Below are 21,915 nucleotides of genomic sequence, written 5' to 3'. Positions count from 1 at the left end.
CGGCGCTTATGGGCGGGGTCAGTCTGTCACTCTGTCCGCATCGTCAGAGGCGTATTCGTCCGAACTCCTCGGGGAGCTGTCCATGGGGGTCATTCCGACGCAACGGGAGACCTTGTCCCGTGCCCCTGGTATGCCTGCGCCCGACCGTGCGGTGGCGCGTACGACGCTGCCCGGAGGCCCGCTCGCGCCCGGCGCCGCCCGCCGGTTCGTGCGTGCCGCCCTCACCGAGTGGGCCCGGTCCGCCGGGCCCGACGCCTTCACCGAGCGGCTGGCCGACGATGCCCTGGTCGTCGTCAGCGAACTCGTCACCAACGCCGTGGTGCATGCGGGCACGGACGTCGACGTGGTCTGCCGGCTGGAGGACGCGGAGGACGAGCCGGCCGCGGTCGTCGTCGAGGTCTCCGACCACCACCCCTCGCGCGTGGTGAGGGACGACGGCACCGAGCGCCCCTACGGCATACCCGAGTACGGGCGCGGACTGCGGCTGGTCTCCACGCTCGCCACCGCCTGGGGGATCACCTACCGCACCGGCGCCAAGACCGTCTGGGCACTGCTGCCCCTGGACGGCGCCCTGGACGCCGAGGAGCAGATCGAGGCGTACGCCGCCGAGAGCGCCCTGCAGCGCGGGCTGAGCGCGGCCGAGATACTCGGGCCCGAACTCTCCGCCTTCGCCGAGTCCGGACGCGGCGCGCACGACCGTGACTGGCGGGGCCGCGGCGCTCTCTCGTTCCTGGCCGAGGCCTCCGACCTGCTCGCCGGGCAGCTCGACGAGGACCTGGTCGCCGCGCTCACCGGCCAGCTCCTGGTGCCGCGGCTCGCCGACTGGTGCGCGGTGTGGCTGGAGGACGAGGCGAGCGGCTGGCACGGGCCCGACTCGGTGATCGCCGCCGGGCCGCGCCTCGCCCGCGTCTGGCACGGCAGCGAGAACCGCATGGAGGAACTGCGCCGGGCACTGGAGAAGGACCCGCCCCGGCTGCCCGAGTCGGTGCGCTCCCGGGCTGTGCCCGTGCCCTGGCCCGGTGAGGCGCTGGGTACGCGCGGCGCGTCCGGGGCGGCGCTCGCCTACCGGCTGATCGCCGGCGGCCGGCCGCTTGGCACGCTCGTCATCGGGCGGGCGGGACTGCTGCGCTTCCCCGACGAGGTCACCGGGCTCGTCGAGGACCTCAGCCGCCGGGTGGCGCTGGCCATCGGGGCGGCCCGGCAGTACGCGCGCCAGGCCACCATCAGCCGGGTGCTGCAGCGCGGGCTGCTGCCCGGCGCGGTCGCCGAGATCCCCGGGGTGCGCAGCGCGCTCGTCTACGAGCCGTGCGACAAGGGCGGCCCGAGCGGCGACTTCTACGACCTCTTCCCGGCCGGCGACGGACGGTGGTGCTTCGCGCTCGGCGACGTCCAGGGCAAGGGCCCGGAGGCGGCGGTCGTGATCGGGCTCGCCCGGCCCTGGCTCAGGCTGCTGGCCCGCGAGGGCTACGCGGTCCCCGACGTCCTGGACCGCCTCAACCAGCTCCTCCTCGACGACGCCACGGAGGCCTCGGACGCCGCGGCGCGGGCGCTGATCGCGGCGGGCACGCCGGTACCGGTCGCCCACGACGGCCCCCACGCCCGCTTCCTCTCCCTCCTCTACGGCGAGCTGGTCCCCTTCGACGGCGGGGTGCGCTGCACGCTCGCCGCCGCCGGGCATCCGCTGCCGCTGCTGCTGGGCCCGGACGGCGACGTACGGGCCGTGGCGCAGCCGCAGACGCTCCTCGGGGTCGTCGAGGACGTGACGTACACGTGCGAGACCTTCGAGCTGCACCCCGGCGACACGCTCCTGTGCGTCACGGACGGGGTCACCGAGCGGCGCAGCGGGTCGCGCCAGTTCGACGACGGGGACGGGCTGGCGGCCGCGCTCGCCGGCTGCGCCGGGCTGAGCGCGCAGCTGATCGCGGAGCGGATCAGGACACTGGTGCACGAGTTCGGCGGGAGGCCGCCGGAGGACGATCTGGCGCTGCTGGTGCTGCAGGCGGAGTGAGCGGGGGAAACGCCGGAGTCCCGGCGGTACGGGACAATGGAGGACATGCCTTCCGCACTTCCCGACGGCGAGCCCGTCCCCGACGACGGGGCGCTGCCCACGCACGCCCTGGCCGGGGCCGCCGAGCGGCCCCTCGGGTTCTATCTCCACGTGCCCTACTGCGCCACACGCTGCGGCTACTGCGACTTCAACACCTACACGGCGACGGAGCTGCGCGGCACGGGCGGGGTGCTGGCGTCCCGCGACAACTACGCGGAGACCCTGATCGAGGAGGTCCGGCTGGCCCGCAAGGTGCTGGGCGACGACCCGCGCCCGGTGCGCACGGTCTTCGTCGGGGGCGGCACGCCGACGCTGCTGGCCGCCGGCGACCTCGTACGGATGCTGGCCTCGATCCGTGACGAGTTCGGTCTCGCGGACGACGCCGAGGTGACGACGGAGGCGAACCCGGAGTCGGTCGGCCCGGAGTATCTCGCCACCCTCCGCGCGGGCGGCTTCAACCGGATCTCCTTCGGCATGCAGAGCGCACGTCCGCACGTCCTGAGGATCCTGGACCGTACGCACACGCCCGGCCGCCCCGAGGCCTGTGTGGCGGAGGCGCGGGCGGCGGGCTTCGAGCATGTGAACCTGGACCTGATCTACGGCACCCCGGGGGAGTCGGACGACGACTGGCGGGCGTCGCTGGACGCGGCGCTGCGCGCGGGCCCCGACCATGTCTCGGCGTACGCGCTGATCGTGGAGGAGGGCACGCAGCTGGCCCGTCGCATCCGCCGGGGCGAGATCCCGATGACGGACGACGACGTCCACGCGGACCGCTACCTGATCGCGGACGAGGTGCTCGGATCGGCGGGCTACGACTGGTACGAGGTCTCGAACTGGGCCACGTCGGCCTCCGGTCGCTGCCTCCACAACGAGCTCTACTGGCGCGGCGCCGACTGGTGGGGCGCGGGCCCCGGCGCCCACAGCCATGTGGGCGGCGTGCGCTGGTGGAACGTGAAGCACCCGGGCGCCTACGCGGCGGCGCTGGCGGAAGGCCGCTCCCCGGGAGCCGGGCGGGAGGTCCTGTCCGAGGAGGACCGCCGGGTGGAGCGGATCCTGCTGGAACTGCGTCTGCGGGAGGGCGTGCCGCTGTCGCTGCTGCGGGAGGCGGGCCTCGCGGCCTCGCGTCGGGCGCTGGCGGACGGGCTGCTGGAGGAGGGGCCGTACCGGGAGGGGCGGGCCGTTCTGACGCTGCGGGGGCGGTTGCTGGCGGACGCCGTGGTGCGGGACCTGGTGGACTGATCATCCTCCCGCGGGTGAATGGGCGCGGAACGCCGGTTCGCTCCCCTGACCTGGTTCCTAGGCGGCCGCCGACAGTGCGCGGCGGATCTGGAGGGCATGGAGACGACCGCTGTGGACGCCGAGACGGCGAGCCCCACTCGACACCAGCGGGCTCGGCACTCTTCCGCCGCTCACGGCTGCGCCGTGACGAAGTCGATCAGTTCCTCCACCCGGCCCAGCAACTCCGGCTCCAGGTCCTTGTAGGAGCGCACCCGGGACAGGATCCGCTGCCACGCCTCGCCCGTGTTCTGCGGCCAGCCCAGTGCCCGGCAGACGCCCTTCTTCCAGTCCTGACCGCGCGGGACCCGGGGCCAGGACTCGATCCCCAGTGACGAGGGCTTCACCGCCTCCCAGATGTCGATGTACGGGTGGCCCACCACCAGGGCGTGCTCGCTCGTCACGGACTCCGCGATGCGCCACTCCTTCGTACCGGGGACCAGGTGGTCCACCAGGACGCCGAGACGCGCGTCGGGGCCGGGGGAGAAGGCCGAGACGATCGACGGCAGGTCGTCCACGCCCTCCAGGTACTCCACCACGACTCCCTCGACGCGCAGGTCGTCGCCCCACACCTTCTCGACCAGCTCCGCGTCGTGACGGCCCTCCACGTAGATCCGGCCGGCGCGGGCCACGCGCGCGCGTGCGCCGGGGACGGCCACCGAGCCGGATGCCGTACGGGTGGGCCGCGCCGGCGCCTTCGACGGGCGCACCAGCGTCACCACCCGCCCCTCAAGGAGGAAGCCCCGCGGCTCCAGGGGGAACACGCGGTGCTTGCCGAAGCGGTCCTCCAGGGTCACCGTGCCCGCCTCGCAGCGGATCACCGCGCCGCAGAAGCCGGTGCGCGGCTCCTCGACCACCAGACCGGGCTCGGCCGGTACCTCCGGCACGGGCTTGGGCTTCTTCCACGGCGGGGTCAGGTCCGGCGAGTACTGGCGCATTCGGATGACGATAGGAGAAGCCCGGCCGGCAAGGGCGTACGAACGCCTACGACACGCCGAATCGGGCCGCCAGTTCGTCGCGCTGGGACCGGACGAACGCCGCGTCGACCACCGCACCGTGCCCGGGCACGTACAGCGCGTCCTCGCCACCCAGCGCCAGCAGCCGGTCCAGGGCCGCGGGCCAGTGCGAGGGCACCGCGTCCGGGCCCGCCTGAGGCTCGCCGGACTCCTCCACCAGGTCCCCGCAGAACACCACCTCCCGCTCCCCGGGGACGAGGACCGCCAGGTCATGGGCGGTGTGGGCCGGGCCGACGTTGGCCAGCAGCACCGTCACCCCGCCCAGGTCCAGCGTCCACTCGCCCGCGACCTGGTGGTGCGGGTGGACGAGTACGTCCGCGGCCTCGGCCGCCACGGGCGGGTCCAGACCGTTGCGCACCGCGTCCGCGACCAGCTCGTCGCGCTCGTGGACGAACACCGCGTCCATGCCCACCGCCCCGAACACCTCCACGCCCGCGAACGCCGCCGCCCCGAGGACATGGTCGAAATGGGGGTGCGTGAGCGCGAGATGCGTCACACGCCGGTCCGCGCCCAGGGGTGCGAGCAACCGCCGCGCCTCGGTGCGCAACCGCGCTCCCTCGCCCAGGCCCGACCCCGCGTCGATCATCAGCGCCCCGCGCTCGCCCACGACCAGTCCGGCGGTGCAGTCCCAGCCCGGAAGCCGGGTCCGCCCCGCCCCCGGACCGAGCGCCTCCCACCCGGAGTCTTCCCACAAGACCGTCATACGAGCGACGCTATCCCCGGGCGGCCGTCATGGGCGACGACGCCGTCCCGGGCGGCCGGGCCGGCGGACACCCCGGGACAGGTCGGTACACCTCGCCACGGCGGCGGGGTCCGCCCTTGCCGGGGGCGTACCCCGCCGCCGTACACTGACTCGGGGATGCTGGCACTCACACGCGAAGAGTGCCAGGGGAAGCGCCAAGGGGACGTCGACCGCTGGAGGTGTGCGCGATGCTCAGTGAACGCAGGCTCGAAGTGCTGCGCGCCATCGTCCAGGACTACGTCGGCACCGAGGAGCCGGTGGGCTCCAAGGCGCTCACCGAGCGGCACAACCTCGGTGTCTCCCCGGCCACCGTCCGTAACGACATGGCCGCGCTGGAGGAGGAGGGCTACATCGCCCAGCCGCACACCAGCGCCGGACGCATCCCCACGGACAAGGGCTACCGCCTCTTCGTCGACAAGCTCGCGGCCGTCAAGCCGATGACCCCGCCCGAGCGCCGCGCGATCCACAACTTCCTGGAGGGCGCCGTCGACCTCGACGACGTGGTGGCGCGTACGGTACGACTGCTCGCCCAGCTCACCCGGCAGGTCGCCGTCGTGCAGTACCCGTCGCTGACGCGCTCGACCGTGCGGCACGTGGAGCTGTTGTCGATGGCGCCCGCGCGCCTGATGCTCGTGCTGATCACGGACACCGGCCGGGTCGAACAGCGCATGATCGACTGCCCGGCGCCGTTCGGAGAAACGTCTCTTGCGGATCTGCGCGCGCGGCTCAACAGCCGGGTCGCGGGCCGTCGCTTCGCGGACGTTCCGCAGCTTGTACAGGACCTGCCCGAGGCCTTCGAGGAACCGGAGGACCGCGGTACGGTCGCGACGGTGCTCTCCACCCTTCTGGAGACGCTCGTGGAGGAGACCGAGGAGCGGCTGATGATCGGCGGCACCGCCAATCTCACCCGTTTCGCGCATGACTTCCCTCTCACCATCCGCCCCGTCCTGGAGGCGCTCGAGGAGCAGGTCGTGCTCCTCAAGTTGCTGGGCGAGGCGAAGGATCCGGCCATGCGGGTGCGTATCGGCCATGAGAACGCCTATGAGGGACTCAACTCCACGTCCATCGTCTCCGTCGGCTACGGTTCGGGCGGCGAGGCAGTAGCCAAACTCGGCGTGGTCGGACCGACCCGCATGGATTACCCGGGAACGATGGGAGCGGTACGAGCGGTGGCACGGTACGTCGGACAGATCCTGGCGGAGTCGTAAGTGGCCACGGACTACTACGCCGTACTCGGCGTGCGCCGCGATGCGTCGCAGGAGGAGATCAAGAAGGCGTTCCGCAGGCTCGCCCGCGAGCTGCATCCGGACGTCAACCCCGATCCCAAGACGCAGGAGCGGTTCAAGGAGATCAACGCCGCGTACGAGGTTCTCTCGGACCCGCAGAAGAAGCAGGTCTACGATCTCGGCGGTGACCCGCTGTCCCAGGCGGGCGGCGCCGGCGCGGGCGGCTTCGGCGCGGGCGGCTTCGGGAACTTCTCCGACATCATGGACGCGTTCTTCGGTACGGCGTCGCAGCGCGGTCCGCGTTCGCGCACCCGCCGGGGCCAGGACGCCATGATCCGGCTGGAGGTCGAGCTCGACGAGGCGGCCTTCGGCACGACGAAGGACATCCAGGTCGACACGGCCATCGTCTGCAACACCTGCAACGGCGAGGGCGCCGCGCCCGGCACCACCGCGCAGACCTGTGACATGTGCCGCGGCCGTGGTGAGGTCTCGCAGGTCACGCGGTCCTTCCTGGGCCAGGTCATGACGTCCCGGCCGTGCCCGCAGTGCCAGGGCTTCGGCACGATCGTCCCGAACCCGTGCCCGGAGTGCGCGGGCGACGGGCGGGTGCGCTCCCGCAGGACGCTCACCGTCAAGATCCCCGCCGGTGTCGACAACGGCACGCGGATCCAGCTCGCGGGCGAGGGCGAGGTCGGCCCCGGCGGCGGGCCCGCCGGTGACCTGTACGTCGAGATCCACGAACTGCCGCATCCGACCTTCCAGCGCCGCGGCGACGACCTGCACTGCACGGTCACCATCCCGATGACGGCGGCGGCCCTGGGCACGAAGGTCCCGCTGGAGACACTGGACGGCCTGGAGGATGTCGACATCCGTCCCGGCACCCAGTCCGGGCAGTCGATCCCGCTGCACGGCCGCGGCGTCACACATCTGCGCGGTGGCGGCCGGGGCGATCTGGTCGTCCATGTCGAGGTGCAGACCCCTTCCAAGCTGGACCCGGAGCAGGAGCGGCTGCTGCGCGAGCTGGCGAAGCTGCGCGGCGAGGAACGGCCGCAGGGGCAGTTCCAGCCGGGGCAGCAGGGGTTGTTCTCGCGGCTGAAGGATGCGTTCAACGGGCGGTGACGTCTGTTGCGCGCGGGGTTGGGGTGGCACCCGGCGGGAAGCGGCTGTCGGGCTGTCTGGAATTCGCCGGTCGGGGGACCCTCCCACCGCCCTGACCCGCTGCCCCTTCCCCTGGCTCATGCCAGGGGAAGGCCGGATTCGGACTTGTTCGGAGGACGTGACAACATGCCGTCATGTCCTCCGCGCTGACCGATCTTTTCCGTCATCCGATCGTGCAGGCCCCCATGGCGGGCGGCGTCTCTGTGCCGCGGCTCGCGGCCGCCGTGTCCGAGGCCGGTGGCCTGGGATTCCTCGCCGCCGGGTACAAGACCGCCGACGGCATGTACCAGGAGATCAAGCAGCTCCGCGGGCTCACGGGCGCCCCCTTCGGCGTGAACCTGTTCATGCCGCAGCCCGACTACGCCGACCCCGCCGCGGTCGAGGTCTACGCCAACCAGCTCGCCGGTGAGGCCGCCTGGTACCACACCGAGCTCGGCGACCCCGACAGCGGCCGTGACGACGGTTACGACGCCAAGCTCGCGGTCCTCCTCGACAACCCGGTGCCGGTGGCCTCCTTCCACTTCGGCGTCCCGGCCCCGGACGTCCTGGACGCCCTGCGCCGGGCGGGCACCCTCACCCTGGTCACGGCGACCACCGCCGAGGAGGCCCTCGCCGTGCAGGACGCGGGCGCCGACGCGGTGATCGTGCAGGGCGTCGAGGCCGGCGGCCACCAGGGCAGCCATCGCGACATCGCCGAGAACGACGGCGCCGGCATCGGCCTGCTCTCGCTGGTCGCCCAGGTCCGCGAGACCGTCCGGATCCCCATCGTGGCGGCGGGCGGCCTCATGCGCGGCGGCCAGATCGCCGCGGTGCTCGCGGCGGGTGCGAGCGCGGCCCAGCTCGGCACCGCGTTCCTCGCCACGCCCGAGTCCGGCGCGAACCCGCTGCACAAGCAGGCGCTGACCGACCCCCGGTTCGTCCGGACCGAGCTGACGCGCGCGTTCTCCGGCCGCCCGGCGCGCGGTCTGGTCAACCGGTTCATGCGGGAGCACGGCCCCTACGCGGCCGCCGCCTACCCCGAGATCCACCACCTCACCTCGCCACTGCGCAAGGCGGCCGCTCAGGCCGGCGACCCCCAGGGCATGGCACTGTGGGCCGGGCAGGGCCACCGTATGGCCCGTGAACTGCCCGCCGGGCAGCTGGTGGAGGTGCTGGCGGCGGAACTCCGGGCGGCCATGACAGCGTTGTCGACGGGAGGTGCCGGGCGATGACGGCGCCTGTGTTCGTCGTCGACCAACTCGACGGAATCGGGCGGGAGTTCGTGCTCGACGGGCCCGAGGGCCGGCACGCCGTCTCGGTGAAGCGGCTGCGGCCGGGCGAGGACGTGGTCCTCACGGACGGCCGGGGGCGGTGGACCGAGGGCGTGGTGAAGGCCGCCGAGGGCAAGGACCGCCTGGTGGTCACGGACCTTGAGCCCCCGCACGAGGAGCCGCCGGCGTCCCCGCGCATCACCGTCGTCCAGGCCCTGCCCAAGGGCGACCGGGGCGAACTGGCCGTGGAGACCATGACCGAGGTGGGGGTCGACGCGATCGTCCCCTGGTCGGCCTCCCGGTGCATCACCCAGTGGAAGGGCGAGCGCGGGCCGAAGGCGCTCGGCAAGTGGCGGGCGACCGCACGGGAGGCGGGCAAGCAGTCCCGCCGTGTGCGCTTCCCGGAGGTCGCGGACGCGGCGACCACCAAGCAGGTTGCCGCACTTCTCGCCACAGCCGACTTCGCCGCGGTGCTGCACGAGAGCGGCGAGGGGCCCCTGGCCGCCGCGGAACTTCCCACCGAGGGCGAGATCGTGCTCGTCGTCGGGCCCGAAGGGGGCGTCGCGCCCGAGGAGTTGGCGGTGTTCGAGGAGGCGGGCGCGAAGGTGCTGCGGCTGGGGCGTACCGTCCTGCGTACATCGACCGCCGGAACCGCGGCGGCCGCGCTGCTGCTTGGTCGCACGGGCCGCTGGTCCTGACGCCCCGGGGGACGCCATGGAACTCGCCCAGGTACGGCTGCTGGTCTCGGACTTCGCGGCCTGCTACCGGTTCTACGCCGAGGTCCTCGGCCTCAGGCCCCAGTCGGGGGCCGTGGAGGGCCCGTACGAGAAGTTCAGTCCCGCCACCGGCTCGGCGGGCATCGCGCTGCAGGACCGGGCGGTGATGGCCCGGGTCCTGGGCGAGGTGGGCGACGCGGCAACCGGCCACCGTTCGCTGGTCGTACTGCGCGTGGACGACCTGGACGCCTACTGCGAGCGGATCACCTCCCGCGGCGCGACCCTGCTGCACGGCCCGGCCCCCATGACCGACCGCATGCGTGTCGCCCACCTCAAGGACCCCGAGGGCAACCTGGTGGAACTCCAGGAGTGGCTGCTGCTGCGCGGCTGACCGCCCCGCCCGTTGGCGATCCGGGGAGTGCGCCATGGCCGTATGCGCTCTACCGTCGTGGCCGGGAGAGTGGCACGCTGCCCTCCATGGGGGCATCGAGGCGGATTTGGTGGCGGCCGAAGGGGCCGCGGCTCGCGGCGGTGACCGTGCTCGTGGTGGTCTCCGTGGGCGGAGCGGTGGCGTGCCAACCCGGTGACATGAGTTCCGTGTCGGTGGCGTACACCACCGACCAGACCGCGACCCGCGAACTGGAACGGCAGCATGTGAACGTGGGTTGGCTCAGCTGCACGGGCAGCTACGGCAACGGCACCAGGACCGCCGCCTCCGGCAGGACGCCCACGCCGACCGAGACCACCGTCGTCGCCGTCGACTGCCAGGGGCGGACCAGCGACAACAAGGCGATCATCGTCAAGGGCCGGGTCACCCGCGCCGTGGACGGCAAGTGCGTCCGCGGGGACCTCAGGGGCACCGTGGGCGGCAAGGAGTTGTTCCACGTCAGCGGCCTCGGCAACTGCGACGCCGGTACGCCGGTGAACACACCGCCCGCCACGTACCGGCCGATCACCCCCGGGCAGCCCCGGCCCACCGTCACCGTGACGAAGACCATCTGGTGCCAGGGCGACCCCACCTGCTGGCCGGTCCAGGGCAAGTGACGTGTGCGCGGTAAGGGGCGAGTGGGAGAACCCTGGTCAGCGCACCTGCTTGCTGCTTAGGGTGACCTGGTGACTCAGTCCGCATCGCCCGCGTATCTCCGCTTCCCGCATCTGCACGGCGAGTTGGTCGCCTTCACCGCCGAGGACGACGTCTGGGTCGCCCCGCTCGACGGCGGCCGCGCCTGGCGGGTCAGCGCCGACAACGTCCCGGTGAACCATCCGCGCATCTCCCCGGACGGTACGACCGTCGCCTGGACCTCCACCGTCGACGGCGCTCCCGAGGTGTACATCGCCCCGATCGACGGCGGCCCCGCCAAGCGCCTGACGCACTGGGGCAGTTCGCGAACCCAGGTGCGCGGCTGGACCCCCGAGGGACATGTGCTCGCTCTCAGCACGGTCGGCCAGGCCTCGCTGCGCCGCACCTGGGCGCACGCCGTGCCACTCGACGGCGGACCCGCCACCACCCTGCCCCACGGGCCCGTCGGCGAGGTCGCGTACGGGCCGCGCACGGTGCTGCTGTCCGCGCCCATGGGCCGCGAGGCCGCCTGGTGGAAGCGGTACCGGGGCGGCACGGCGGGGAAGCTGTGGATCGAGGGGGACACCGGCGACGGGGAAGGGGCCGGGGCAGGACCCGCGGAGTTCGTACGCCTGCACGAGGACCTCGACGGCAACATCGAGTACCCGGTGTGGGTGGGGGTGGGCGCCCCCCAAGGCCGAGGGGAGCCGAGACCTGGGGGGAGGATCGCCTTCCTCTCCGACCACGAGGGCGTCGGCGCGCTGTACTCGTCGCTGCCCGACGGGTCGGATCTGCGGCGCCACACTCCGCTCGACGGTTTCTACGCCCGCCACGCGGCCACCGACGGCATCCGGGTCGTGTACTCCTCCGCCGGTGAACTGTGGCTCCTGGACGACCTCGACGGGGCCGAGCCCCGGCGGCTCGACATCCGGCTCGGCGGGCAGCGCGTCGACCTTCAGCCGTACCCGGTGAACGCGGCCCACTGGTTCGGGGCCGCCTCGCCCGACCACACCGGGCGGGGCAGCGCGATCTCCGTGCGCGGCGCCGTGCACTGGGTCACCCACCGCTCGGGTCCCGCCCGCGCCCTCGCCGCCGAGCCCGGCGTGCGCGCACGGCTGCCGCACACCTTCCGCGCGGACGGCGAGGAGTGGGTGGTGTGGGTGACGGACGCCGAGGGCGACGACGCGCTGGAGTTCGCGCCCGCCACCGGCGTCGCGCCCGGCGCCATCCCGCGGCGGCTCGCGGCCGGACAGCTCGGCCGGGTGCTCGGGCTCGCGGTGGCGCCCGACGGCAGCCGGGTCGCGGTCGCCGCGCACGACGGGCGGGTGCTGCTCGTGGAGCGGGACAGCGGCGAGGTGCGCGAGGTCGACCGCGGTGAGGACGGCGAGGCCAGCGGGCTGGTCTTCTCGCCGGACTCGGCATGGCTGGCCTGGTCCCACCCCGGCCCGCGCCCGCTGCGTCAGCTCAAGCTCGCCAACACGGCCGACCTGTCGGTGACGGAGGCCACACCGCTCCGCTTCCAGGACTACGCACCGGCGTTCACGCTGGACGGCAAGCACCTGGCGTTCCTCTCGGCGCGCTCCTTCGACCCGGTCTACGACGAACACGTCTTCGACCTGGCGTTCGTGGGCGGCTCCCGGCCGTACCTGATCACGCTCGCCGCGACCACCCCGTCGCCCTTCGGCCCCCAGCGGCACGGTCGCCCCTTGGAGGCGCCGGAGAAGGACGAGACGCCCGACAGCGAGGGCGCCCCCACGACCCGTATCGACCTGGACGGCCTCGCCGACCGGATCGTGCCCTTCCCGGTCGAGGCCGCGCGCTACTCCGGGCTGCGGGCCGCCAAGGACGGTGTGCTGTGGCTGCGGCATCCGGTGCGCGGTGTGCTCGGCGCGTCGCGTGCCACGCCCGACGACCCCGATCCCAAGACCGAGTTGGAGCGGTACGACCTCGTCCAGCAGCGCATCGAGCACCTCGCCGCGGACGCCGACCACTATTCGGTCACCGGCGACGGCAAGCGGGTGCTGCTGTGGACCGACGGCAAGCTCAAGGTCGTACCGAGCGACCGGCGCGCGCCGAAGGACGACGACAGCGACGCGAACATCACCGTGGATCTCTCGCGCGTACGGCAGACCGTCGACCCCGCGGCCGAGTGGCGGCAGATGTACGACGAGACCGGCCGCCTCATGCGGGACAACTTCTGGCGGCCCGACCTGGGCGGGGTCGACTGGGACGGCGTCCTGGACCGGTACCGGCCCGTGCTCGCGCGCGTCGCCACCCACGACGACCTCGTGGACCTCCTGTGGGAGGTGCAGGGGGAGCTGGGCACCTCGCACGCGTACGTCTCGCCGAGCGGTCACGGGCCGGACGCGGACCGGCGGCAGGGGCTGCTCGGGGCCGACATCTCCCGGGACGCGGACGGCAGCTGGCGCGTCGCCCGGGTGCTGCCCTCGGAGACCTCCGACCCCGCCGCGCACGCTCCGCTGGCCGCGCCCGGCGTCGCGGTACGGGCCGGGGACGCGATCGTCGCGGTGGGCGGACGGCCGGTGGATCCGGTGACGGGGCCCGGACCGCTGCTGGTCGGGACGGCGGGCAAGCCGGTGGAGCTGACGGTCTCTCCGGCGGGCGGGGGCGATCTGCGGCACGCCGTCGTGGTCCCGATCGCGGACGAGGAGCCGCTGCGGTACCACAAGTGGGTGGCCGACCGGCGGGCGTACGTGCACGAGAAGTCCGGCGGGCGGCTCGGGTATCTGCACGTGCCGGACATGGTGGGCTCCGGGTGGGCGCAGCTCCACCGCGACCTGCGGATCGAGGTCGCCCGGGAGGGGCTGGTCGTGGACGTCCGGGAGAACCGGGGAGGGCACACCTCCCAGCTGGTCGTGGAGAAGCTGGCGCGGCGGATCGTGGGATGGGACCTGCCGCGCGGGCTACGGCCCTACAGCTATCCGGAGGACGCGCCGCGCGGGCCCGTCGTCGCCGTCGCCAACGAGTTCTCCGGCTCGGACGGGGACATCGTGAACGCGGCGGTCAAGGCGCTCGGGATCGGGCCGGTGGTGGGCACGCGGACGTGGGGCGGGGTTGTCGGCATCGACAGCAAGTACCGGCTGGTCGACGGGACGCTGGTGACGCAGCCGAAGTACGCGTTCTGGCTGGAGGGGCCGGGCTGGGGCGTCGAGAACTACGGCGTCGATCCCGACGTGGAGGTCGTACAGGCACCGCAGGACTACGCGGCCGGGCGGGATGTGCAGCTGGACGAGGCGATCCGGCTGGCCCTGGCGGCGCTGGAGGAACACCCGGCCAAGCGCCCCCCGGAGCTGCCGCCGCTGTGAACCACCGCCGCCGAACCCCCCGCTCGGCGGCTACGCCAAGAGACAAGAGCGCACGCCGGGTCACCTGCTTCTGGCCGCCCGGCGCCGGCGGGCGCCCGCCGACGCTCCGCGCCGCGCCCGGTTTGTGTCCGGTGGCCGGGCGTCGGCGGGCTTGCCTGCCGTCCGTTCGCGCCGCGTGCGCCTGTCCTTCCCGCGCCCGGTTTGTGTCCGGTGGCCGGGCGTCCGCGCGCCGCTTGCCGTCCGTTCGCGTGCCGCGCGTGCTCGCCGTCTTCGGCGCCTTGTCGTCGGTCCGTTGTGTGCGGTGGCCGGGCGTCGGCGCGCCTGTTTGCTGTCCGTTCGCGCCCTGCGCGCCTGCTTGCCGTCTTCGGCGCCCTGCCGTCGGCCTGCTCGTTTCCGGTCGCCCGGCGTCGGCGCCTGTCTGTCGGTTCGTCCGTGCCGCGCGCGCCTGTCGGCCGTCAGTTCGCGTGCCGCGTGTCCGCTCGCCCGGCCGTTGCTCGTCCCTTCGGTTGGTGTCCGTCCGTTCAGGCGCCGCGCGCGCACGCTCGTCTGCCGTGCCCGTTCGGACGCGGCACCCTGGCCGTCGGTGTGTTCGCCCTTCAGGGCGGGCGGGTGGGGAAGGCCGATACCATGCCGACGTAGTGATCAGTCCGTGGGAGGAGACACGCACATGGCGGGAGAGCCGCAGGACGACTGTCTGTTCTGCAAGATCGTGGCGGGGCACATCCCGGCGACGATCGTCCGTGAGACCGACACCACCGTCGCCTTCCAGGACATCAACCCCCAGGCGCCGACCCATGTGCTGGTCATCCCCCGGGTCCACTACCCGGACGTCGCCGCCCTCGCCGCCGCCGAGCCGGCCATCGCCGCCGACGTGCTCCGCGAGGCCGGAGAGATCGCCGCCGAGCACAAGCTGGAGAGCTACCGCGTGGTGTTCAACACCGGCCCCGGCGCCGGCCAGACCGTCTTCCACGCCCATGCCCACCTCCTCGGCGGCCGCGGCCTGCAGTGGCCGCCCGGGTAAGGCGCCGTGTCCGTGCGTGAACTGGTGGTGCTCGGCACCGCCAGCCAGGTCCCGACCCGCCACCGCAACCACAACGGCTATCTGTTGCGGTGGGACGGCGACGGCATCCTCTTCGACCCCGGCGAGGGCACCCAGCGGCAGATGCTGCGCGCCGGAGTCGCCGCCCACGATCTGCGCCGCATCTGCGTCACGCACTTCCACGGGGACCACTCCCTCGGTCTCGCCGGTGTGATCCAGCGCATCAACCTCGACCAGGTGCCCCACAAGATCACCGCGCACTACCCGAAGTCGGGCCAGCGGTTCTTCGAGCGGCTGCGGTACGCGACGGCGTACCGCGAGACCGTCCGGCTGGCCGAGGCACCGGTCGAGGCCGACGGAATCCTCGCCGTCACCCCCGCGTACACCCTGGAGGCGCGCAGGCTCTCCCATCCCGTCGAGTCCTTCGGCTACCGGCTCGTCGAGCCCGACGGGCGCCGCATGCTGCCCGAGCGGCTGGCCGCGCACGGCATCGAGGGGCCCGACATCGGGCGGCTGCAGCGCGAGGGCTCCCTCGGCGGCGTCTCGCTCGACGACGTCAGCGAGGTGCGGCGCGGGCAGCGGTTCGCCTTCGTCATGGACACCCGGCTGTGCGACGGCGCGTACGCCCTCGCGGACGGCTGCGACATGCTCGTCATCGAGTCGACCTTCCTGGACGAGGATGCCCGACTCGCCGCCGATCACGGTCACTTGACGGCGGGGCAGGCGGGGCGCGTCGCCGCGGACGCCGGTGTGCGCCATCTCGTCCTCACCCACTTCAGCCAGCGCTACTCCGAGCCCGAGGAGTTCGAGCGGCAGGCGCGGGCGGCGGGGTTCGAGGGGGAGCTGACCGTCGCGCACGACCTGATGCGGGTGTCTCTGCCGAAGCGGCGGTGACGGCGGGGACGGCGGGGACGGCTGAGGGTGGCGGGAGAGAAAGCGATGCAGGCCCCCGTACGATGTTTCGATGCCCCTCCCCAAAGCTGAACTGCACCTGCACATCGAAGGCACCCTCGAACCCGAACTGGCCTTCGCGCTCGCCGAGCGCAACGGCGTCGAGCTGCCCTATGCCGACACGGAGCAGTTGCGCAGGGCGTACGCCTTCGAGGACCTGCAGTCCTTCCTGAACCTGTACTACGAGCTCATGGCCGTGCTGCGGACCGAGCAGGACTTCGAGGACCTCGCCAACGCGTATCTGGAGCGGGCCGCCGCGCAGGGCGTGCGGCACGCCGAGATCTTCTTCGATCCGCAGGCCCACATCGCCCGGGGGGTCGGTATGGGCACGGTCGTCGAGGGGCTGTGGCGGGCGCTCGGGCGCAGCGAGGAGAACCACGGCGTCTCCACCCAGCTGATCATGTGCTTCCTGCGCGACGAGTCCGCCGACTCGGCCCTGGAGACGCTGGAGGCCGCGAAGCCGTACCTCGACCGGATCGTCGGCGTCGGCCTGGACTCGGCCGAGGTCGGCCACCCGCCGGTCAAGTTCCGCGAGGTCTACGAGGCCGCCGCCGCCCTCGGGCTGCGCCGGGTCGCGCACGCCGGTGAGGAGGGGCCGCCGGAGTACATCACCGAGGCCCTCGATGTGCTCGGCGTGGAGCGCGTCGACCACGGACTGCGCTGCATGGAGGACCCGGCGCTCGTCGAGCGGCTGGTGCGCGAGAGGGTGCCGCTGACGCTCTGCCCGCTCTCCAACGTCCGGCTGCGCGCGGTGGACGTGCTGGCGGAGCACCCGCTGCCCGCGATGCTCGACGCCGGGCTGCTGTGCACCGTCAACTCCGACGACCCGGCGTACTTCGGTGGGTACGCGGGGGACAACTTCGATGCCGTGCGCTCCTCACTCGGCCTGAGCGAGGAGCGGCTGCGCGAGCTGGCCCGCAACTCCTTCCTCGCCTCCTTCCTGGAGCACGACGAGGAGCGGCGGGCACGCTATGTCGCCGAGGTGGAGGCGTACGAGTTCTCGTAGCGGCCTGGCGGCCTGGCGGCCTGGCGGCCTGGCGGCCTGGCGGCCTGGCGGCCTGGCGGCCTGGCGGCCTGGCGGCCTGGCGGCCTAGCGGTCCCCGGGCCCCGGTGCGGCGTTCGCCTGTCGCGGTCCCGCCGTGTCGTAGGCCTGCCGGGCCGCGACGGCCGCACCGTCGAGCGGGATCTCCACGACCGGCTGCTCCGGCGCGCCGACCGGCGGGACCGCCCCCGAGGGCGTGCCGGTCGCCGCAGCGACCACGGCGGCCGGGGCGCCACCACGGCGGCGCACCGCGCCCGGCAGGAGCGGCCGGCCGCCGGTGTGCAGGGCGACCGCGGTCAGCGGGAGCGCTATGGCGAGCAGGCCGGTGGCGAGGATGGCGCCCATCCCCGGGAAGCCCGCCTGGGCGGAGAGCACACTGCCGGTGAGGGGGCCCGCCGCCGTGCCGAGCGAGGACGCCGAGCCGACGAGGACCGCCCAGCGGCCGCGCTGGTCGAGGGAGGCGGCGAGGCCGATCAGATACGACAGCACGATCGGGTAGAGCGTGTTCCAGGCGATCTCGCCGGTCGCGAAGGTGCCGAGGCCGCTGGCGCGGGCGCTGAGCGCTATGCAGCCGGCGATCAGCGCGGTGCCCGCGCCGATCGGGAGCGCGCGGCCGAGGCGCGGGCCGAGCATGCCCGCGCCGATCACGCCGAGCAGCCCGGCGCCGAGCGCAGTCGCGAAGACCACGCCGACGGTGACCTCCGTGAGGTGCGCCTGGTTGAGGCCGATGCGTCCGCTCACGCCCCACAGGGAGTTCTGGGCGAGGGACCAGCACAGGATGCAGGAGGCCAGGACGAGGCCGGATCGCAGGTGAGGCAGGCGGCCGGTCCCGCGGGGAGTCGTGGCCGCCGGTGCGGCGGTGGAGAGGCGGCCGGTCGCGGGCCACACCAGCAGTGCGGTGAGCGCGATCGCGGCGAGCGGGAGACCGTGGCCGGGGCCGAGGTGGGGGACCGTCAGATAGACCACTCCCGCGAGCGCGGAGACGCCCAGCAGACCCAGTGTGGAGGCGCGGTGGGGGTCGCGCTGGGCGGCGATGCCGGTCGCGGCGACCGTGGTGACCGTACCGGATCCGAACCCGCCGGCGACCGCTCCCGCGACGACCACGGGGATGCTCTCGCTGAGGGCGGCCGTGCCGTATCCGGCGGCGGCCAGCAGGATGCCGGCGCGGGCGAGGCGGCGGGGGCCGACACGGTGGACCTGGGCGGCGAGCAGGAAGCCCGCAACGGCCGAACTCAGCAGCAGGGCGCTGCCGATGGAGCCGGCCTCGGTGGCGGTGAGCCCGAGGCCGGAGGTGAGCCTGCCGACGGTGGTGGGCAGGAGGTAGGCGGCGAGGTACCCGGCCGTGAAGAGGGCGACCAGGGGCCAGGGCGGGGCGGTGCGGGAGGACACGGGCGTTCCCAGGGCATGCGGAAGGGCGGCTCGGAAGAGGGGGGTTGGGGCGCCGTCCGTCGACCGACAGGAACGCGCGGGCAATTTGTATCAAGCACGCGGTTCGAGAAGAAGCGCGGGGTGTGTGATGTGAGTCACATAGAGGTTTGGTGCTGGTGAGGCCGGGTAGAAGGGCGCGCGCCTTTCGGGTGGCCGGTTCCCTTCCCGGGTCCGCCTCGGCGCCAGTGAGCGCCTCGTAGGGACCCTCCGGCAGCGCCTCGTACGGACCCTCCGGCAGCGCCTCGTACGGACCCTCCGGCAGTGCCTCGGCGGGCCGTCCCGCGGCGGCCATTGACGGGTCACTGTTCGCTTACCTAATCTCTGTCCTCATATGTGGATGGCGTCTATATGAGGAGATCAGTCATGGCGCAGGGGGCCGGGACCCGTGACCTGTCCATCGCCGAGGTACGGGTGACGCCGATCCTGGTCGCCGATCCGCCGCTGCTGAACACCCAGGGCGTCCACCAGCCGTACACGCCCCGGCTGATCGTGGAGGTGGTGACGGCCGACGGTGTCACCGGGGTCGGTGAGACGTACGGCGACACCAAGTACCTGGAACTCGCCCGGCCCTTCGCCGCCGAACTGACAGGGCGACAGGTCTCCGACGTCAACGGGCTGTTCACCATCGCCGACGAGCTCGCCGTGGACGGGTCGCGGGTCGAGGGCCGGGTCGACGTCGGCGGACTGCGCGGTGTCCAGACCGCCGACAAGCTGCGCCTGTCCGTCGTCTCCGCCTTCGAGGTCGCCTGCCTCGACGCCCTCGGCAAGGCGCTCGGCCTGCCCGTGCACGCGCTGCTCGGCGGCAAGGTGCGCGACGAGGTCGAATACAGCGCGTACCTCTTCTACAAGTGGGCCGACCATCCCGAGGGCGTGGTGTGCGAGAAGGACGACTGGGGCGCCGCCCTGGATCCGGCCGGGGTGGTCGCGCAGGCCCGGATGTTCAAGGAGCGGTACGGCTTCACGTCCTTCAAACTCAAGGGCGGGGTCTTCCCGCCCGGCGAGGAGGTCGCCGCGATCCGCGCCCTCGCCCAGGCCTTCCCCGGGCATCCGCTGCGCCTGGACCCGAACGGCGCCTGGTCCGTGGAGACCTCGCTGGAGGTGGCCCGGGAGCTGGGGGACGTCCTCGAATACCTGGAGGACCCCGCGCTCGGCACACCCGCCATGGCCGAGGTCGCCGCGGGCACCGATGTGCCGCTCGCCACCAACATGTGTGTGACCACGTTCGCCGAGATCGAGGAGGCGTTCACGCGCGGCGCCGTCCAGATCGTCCTCTCCGACCACCACTACTGGGGCGGGCTGCGCAACACACGCGAACTCGCCGCCGTCTGCCGCACCTTCGGGGTCGGGGTGTCCATGCACTCCAACACGCACCTCGGCATATCCCTGGCCGCGATGACCCACGTCGCCTCGACCGTGCCCGGCCTGCACCACGCCTGCGACACCCACTACCCCTGGCAGTCCGAGGACGTCATCACCGAGCGCCTCGCCTTCCGGGGCGGCAGGATCGCCGTACCGGACGCACCCGGCCTCGGCGTGACGCTGGACCGCGACAGGCTGGCCGCCCTGCACGAGCGCTGGCTCGCCGACGACGGCGCCCTGCGCGACCGCGACGACGACGCGGCGATGCGGGTCGCGGATCCCGAGTGGGTCACACCGGCCGTGCCCCGCTGGTAGCGGTCGCCCGCCGGCGGACCCCGCTCCGGGGCACATGGACGTACGGCGGTGGTCCGCGCTCCGGGCCCAACGGGCGTGCGGCGGTGGTCCGCGCTCCGGGCCCAACGGGCGTGCGGCGGTAGTTCGCGCTCCGGCGCCGGAAGCGTTCGGCGGCGGTCCCCGTTCCGGGGCACATGGGCGTGCGGCGGTGGTCCGCGCTCCGGGCCCAACGGGCGTGCGGCGGTGGTCCGCGCTCCGGCGCCGGAAGCGTATGGCGGTGGTCCGGGCGCCGGTGCTGGAAGCGTGCGGTGGCGGACCCGGCTCCGGGGCACATGGGCGTACGGCGGTGGTCCGGGCTCCGGTGCCGGAAGCGTGCGGCGGTGGTCCGCGCTCCGGGCCCAACGGGCGTGCGGCGGCGGACCCGGCTCCGGGGCACATGGGCGTGCGGCGACGATCCCCGCTCCGGGGCCGGAAGCGTTCGGCGGCGGTCCGCGCTCCGGCGCTGGAAGCGTGCGGCGGTAGTTCGCGCTCCGGCGCTGGAAGCGTTCGGCGGCGGTCCCCGTTCCGGGGGGGGGGACATGGGCGTGCGGCGGTGGTCCGGGCTCCGGTGCTGGAAGCGTTCGGCGGCGGTCCGCGCTCCGGCGCTGGAAGCGTACGGCGGTAGTTCGCGCTCCGGCGCTGGAAGCGCCCGGCGACGGTCCCCGCTCCGGGGCACACGGGCGTACGGCGGCGGCCCCCGCTCCGGTGCCGGAAGCGTTCGGCGGCGACTCCCGCGCCGGGAGGCCACGGCGGCTCCGGCGCGACCCGCGCACTGCGCAGGGACGGTTGGTGCACACTGGCTGAATCCGTACCATGCCAGGGAGCCACCGTGACCGCGCCCATCGGACAGGGACCGTACTGCCATCCCCATCTCGACCCGCTGTCAGCGCTGCGCGCGCCCGGAGACCCGCCCTGGGACGTCTACCTCACGGGGACGGTCTTCCTCGACATCGTCTTCACCGGGCTCGACTCCGCGCCGGTGCGCGGGACCGAGTCCTGGGCGCGCGGGATGGGGTCGAGCCCCGGCGGCGTCGCCAACATGGCCACCGCGCTGGCCCGCCTCGGCCTGAGGACCTCCCTGGCGGCGGCCTTCGGTGACGACCACTACGGCGAGTACTGCTGGGACGAGCTGGAACAGGGCGAGGGCATCGACCTCTCCGCGTCGCGCAGGGTCCGCGGCTGGCACTCCCCGGTCACCGTCTCCATGGCCTACGAGGGGGAGCGCACCATGGTCTCCCACGGCCATGAGCCGCCGCCGGAGGAGCCCGCTCCCGCCTGCCCGCCCCGTGCCCGGGCCGCCGTCGCCTCGCTGACCCCGGGTCGGCGCGCCCCCTGGATCGGCGAGGCCGCGGGACGCGGCACCCGTATCTTCGCCGACGTCGGCTGGGACGACACCGGAGCCTGGGACCTGGCGGCCCTCGCCGACCTCGAACACTGCGAGGCGTTCCTGCCGAACGCGCAGGAGGCCATGCGGTACACGGGCACCGACTGCCCGCGCGCCGCCGCGCACGCGCTGACCGAATACGTATCCCTGGCCGTCGTCACCCTCGGCTCGGACGGGGCGTACGCGGTGGACCGGCGGACCGGGGAGACCGCCAGTGTGCCGGCGATCGCCGTCGAGGCCCTGGATCCCACCGGCGCGGGTGACGTCTTCGTGGCCGGCTTCGTGACCGGCACGCTGGCCGAGTGGCCGCTGGCCGACCGCCTCGCCTTCGCGGGCCTGACGGCCGCCCTCTCCGTGCAGGAGTTCGGCGGGTCGCTCTCGGCGCCCGGCTGGTCCGAGGTCGCGGCGTGGTGGCGCAGGGTCCAGTCGTACGAGGACCAGGATCCCGCGGCGCTCAGCCGGTACGCGTTCCTTGAGGAACTCGTTCCGGAGGCGAGCGTCGAGCCGTGGCCGCGGCGCAGGGCCGTGCCGACCATCGGGTTCCGCCGGTCGGCCTGAACCAG

17 protein-coding genes are annotated in these 21,915 nt (G+C 73.5%); 14 read left to right on the top strand and 3 right to left on the bottom strand.

The genetic code is table 11. The features are described 5' to 3' along the window. Positions 1-82 precede the first annotated feature (82 nt). Complete coding sequence (locus ASC56_RS05060; RefSeq protein WP_055489963.1) at positions 83-2,008, top strand: SpoIIE family protein phosphatase; 1,926 nt, start codon at positions 83-85, stop codon at positions 2,006-2,008. Positions 2,009-2,053: 45 nt separating this feature from the next. Beyond that, a complete protein-coding gene (gene hemW / locus ASC56_RS05055; protein ID WP_055490177.1) occupies positions 2,054-3,286 on the top strand; it encodes a radical SAM family heme chaperone HemW in 1,233 nt (410 codons plus the stop codon). A 170-nt stretch (positions 3,287-3,456) separates the two neighbouring features. Here hemW and ASC56_RS05050 read toward each other — a convergent pair whose 3' ends face one another. Then, on the bottom strand, positions 3,457-4,260 hold the full coding sequence (locus tag ASC56_RS05050) for a DUF3097 domain-containing protein (RefSeq protein ID WP_055489962.1): 804 nt from the start codon (positions 4,258-4,260) through the stop codon (positions 3,457-3,459). A gap of 46 nt (positions 4,261-4,306) precedes the next feature. Further along, the gene (locus ASC56_RS05045) at positions 4,307-5,041 is read right to left on the bottom strand and encodes an MBL fold metallo-hydrolase (protein WP_055489961.1); all 735 of its coding nucleotides are present in this window, start codon (positions 5,039-5,041) and stop codon (positions 4,307-4,309) included. Positions 5,042-5,268: 227 nt separating this feature from the next. Here ASC56_RS05045 and hrcA point away from each other — a divergent pair, with 227 nt between their 5' ends. From hrcA to ASC56_RS04995, 10 genes are all read left to right on the top strand, one after another. Next, a complete protein-coding gene (gene hrcA, locus ASC56_RS05040; protein WP_055489960.1) occupies positions 5,269-6,288 on the top strand; it encodes a heat-inducible transcriptional repressor HrcA in 1,020 nt (339 codons plus the stop codon). Beyond that, positions 6,289-7,425 (top strand): molecular chaperone DnaJ, encoded by a 1,137-nt coding sequence (gene dnaJ / locus ASC56_RS05035; RefSeq protein ID WP_055489959.1) that lies wholly within the window; start codon positions 6,289-6,291, stop codon positions 7,423-7,425. 173 nt (positions 7,426-7,598) lie between these two features. Next, positions 7,599-8,675 carry a nitronate monooxygenase gene (locus tag ASC56_RS05030; RefSeq protein ID WP_055489958.1) on the top strand — a complete coding sequence of 359 codons (1,077 nt, stop codon included), beginning with the start codon at positions 7,599-7,601 and terminating at the stop codon, positions 8,673-8,675. Continuing rightward, positions 8,672-9,412, top strand: a complete 741-nt coding sequence (locus tag ASC56_RS05025; RefSeq protein WP_055489957.1) for a 16S rRNA (uracil(1498)-N(3))-methyltransferase — start codon at positions 8,672-8,674, stop codon at positions 9,410-9,412. Before ASC56_RS05030 ends, ASC56_RS05025 begins: the two co-directional genes overlap by 4 nt. A gap of 16 nt (positions 9,413-9,428) precedes the next feature. Then, positions 9,429-9,821, top strand: a complete 393-nt coding sequence (locus ASC56_RS05020; protein WP_055489956.1) for a VOC family protein — start codon at positions 9,429-9,431, stop codon at positions 9,819-9,821. Between the two features lie 86 nt (positions 9,822-9,907). Further along, entirely contained in the window at positions 9,908-10,474 is a 567-nt protein-coding gene (locus ASC56_RS05015) for a hypothetical protein (RefSeq protein ID WP_055489955.1), read from the top strand. Positions 10,475-10,543: 69 nt separating this feature from the next. Next, positions 10,544-13,816 (top strand): S41 family peptidase, encoded by a 3,273-nt coding sequence (locus ASC56_RS05010; RefSeq protein WP_055489954.1) that lies wholly within the window; start codon positions 10,544-10,546, stop codon positions 13,814-13,816. Positions 13,817-14,483: 667 nt separating this feature from the next. After that, on the top strand, positions 14,484-14,837 hold the full coding sequence (locus tag ASC56_RS05005; RefSeq protein WP_055489953.1) for a histidine triad nucleotide-binding protein: 354 nt from the start codon (positions 14,484-14,486) through the stop codon (positions 14,835-14,837). A 6-nt stretch (positions 14,838-14,843) separates the two neighbouring features. Further along, positions 14,844-15,749 carry a ribonuclease Z gene (locus ASC56_RS05000; RefSeq protein ID WP_055489952.1) on the top strand — a complete coding sequence of 302 codons (906 nt, stop codon included), beginning with the start codon at positions 14,844-14,846 and terminating at the stop codon, positions 15,747-15,749. Between the two features lie 70 nt (positions 15,750-15,819). Further along, positions 15,820-16,812, top strand: coding sequence for an adenosine deaminase (locus tag ASC56_RS04995; protein WP_055489951.1), 993 nt, complete (start codon positions 15,820-15,822; stop codon positions 16,810-16,812). Positions 16,813-16,896: 84 nt separating this feature from the next. Here ASC56_RS04995 and ASC56_RS04990 read toward each other — a convergent pair whose 3' ends face one another. After that, entirely contained in the window at positions 16,897-18,237 is a 1,341-nt protein-coding gene (locus tag ASC56_RS04990) for an MFS transporter (RefSeq protein WP_055489950.1), read from the bottom strand. Between the two features lie 402 nt (positions 18,238-18,639). Here ASC56_RS04990 and ASC56_RS04985 point away from each other — a divergent pair, with 402 nt between their 5' ends. Both ASC56_RS04985 and ASC56_RS04980 read left to right on the top strand, forming a co-directional pair. After that, positions 18,640-19,950, top strand: coding sequence for a glucarate dehydratase family protein (locus tag ASC56_RS04985; protein ID WP_055489949.1), 1,311 nt, complete (start codon positions 18,640-18,642; stop codon positions 19,948-19,950). 847 nt (positions 19,951-20,797) lie between these two features. Beyond that, positions 20,798-21,910: a carbohydrate kinase family protein gene (locus ASC56_RS04980; RefSeq protein ID WP_199835917.1), complete on the top strand. Its 1,113-nt coding sequence runs from the start codon at positions 20,798-20,800 to the stop codon at positions 21,908-21,910. Positions 21,911-21,915: the final 5 nt, after the last annotated feature.

The organism is Streptomyces sp. TP-A0356, assembly GCF_001417775.1.
Taxonomy (GTDB): Bacteria; Actinomycetota; Actinomycetes; order Streptomycetales; family Streptomycetaceae; genus Streptomyces.
This window is presented reverse-complemented; position numbering and strand designations above follow the sequence as displayed.

Excerpts from the sequence above, each read along its gene's own strand:
- ASC56_RS05045 (WP_055489961.1), bottom strand. The coding sequence starts at position 5,041 with ATGACGGTCTTGTGGGAAGACTCCGGGTGGGAGGCGCTCGGTCCGGGG.
- ASC56_RS05050 (WP_055489962.1), bottom strand. The coding sequence starts at position 4,260 with ATGCGCCAGTACTCGCCGGACCTGACCCCGCCGTGGAAGAAGCCCAAG.
- hemW (WP_055490177.1), top strand. The coding sequence starts at position 2,054 with ATGCCTTCCGCACTTCCCGACGGCGAGCCCGTCCCCGACGACGGGGCG.
- ASC56_RS05015 (WP_055489955.1), top strand. The coding sequence starts at position 9,908 with ATGGGGGCATCGAGGCGGATTTGGTGGCGGCCGAAGGGGCCGCGGCTC.
- ASC56_RS05020 (WP_055489956.1), top strand. The coding sequence starts at position 9,429 with ATGGAACTCGCCCAGGTACGGCTGCTGGTCTCGGACTTCGCGGCCTGC.
- hrcA (WP_055489960.1), top strand. The coding sequence starts at position 5,269 with ATGCTCAGTGAACGCAGGCTCGAAGTGCTGCGCGCCATCGTCCAGGAC.
- ASC56_RS05060 (WP_055489963.1), top strand. The coding sequence starts at position 83 with ATGGGGGTCATTCCGACGCAACGGGAGACCTTGTCCCGTGCCCCTGGT.
- ASC56_RS04995 (WP_055489951.1), top strand. The coding sequence starts at position 15,820 with ATGCCCCTCCCCAAAGCTGAACTGCACCTGCACATCGAAGGCACCCTC.
- ASC56_RS05025 (WP_055489957.1), top strand. The coding sequence starts at position 8,672 with ATGACGGCGCCTGTGTTCGTCGTCGACCAACTCGACGGAATCGGGCGG.
- ASC56_RS05005 (WP_055489953.1), top strand. The coding sequence starts at position 14,484 with ATGGCGGGAGAGCCGCAGGACGACTGTCTGTTCTGCAAGATCGTGGCG.
- ASC56_RS05030 (WP_055489958.1), top strand. The coding sequence starts at position 7,599 with ATGTCCTCCGCGCTGACCGATCTTTTCCGTCATCCGATCGTGCAGGCC.
- ASC56_RS04985 (WP_055489949.1), top strand. The coding sequence starts at position 18,640 with ATGGCGCAGGGGGCCGGGACCCGTGACCTGTCCATCGCCGAGGTACGG.